The 252-nt window shown below is 55.6% G+C and carries 1 protein-coding gene; it reads left to right on the top strand.

What is annotated here, in order from left to right; all coding sequences use genetic code 11:
- A partial coding sequence (locus AC1RPX_RS08045; protein WP_481763375.1) for a hypothetical protein occupies nucleotides 1-252 on the top strand: 252 nt, incomplete at both ends.

Here is a 252-nt window from a genome sequence, read left to right as displayed (position 1 = left end):
CAAACTCGGTGTATCCGACGCAGGGTACGCGTCCGGTGTTCAGCTCGATTCACAAGATGTTCTCGACGCTGCTGGTCGATGCCGCATTCTGGGCAATCGAGAATGATGTGCGGGGTGCCGAATTCGTGATGACGAAGGAACTGTCGAATGGTGAGCATAAGGTACAGGCAATCCAGACGCTGCCCCGCCCGCGCTCGAAGAAGACGACGAAAACCGCGCTGTTCCACGTCGAATTCGATATGGACAAGGAAA

The sequence above is a fragment of the Dellaglioa sp. CoH-56-MRSF-14 genome, from assembly GCF_056782115.1.
The sequence above is the reverse complement of the archived record's forward strand: the minus strand, read 5'-3'. Positions and strand labels throughout refer to the sequence as shown.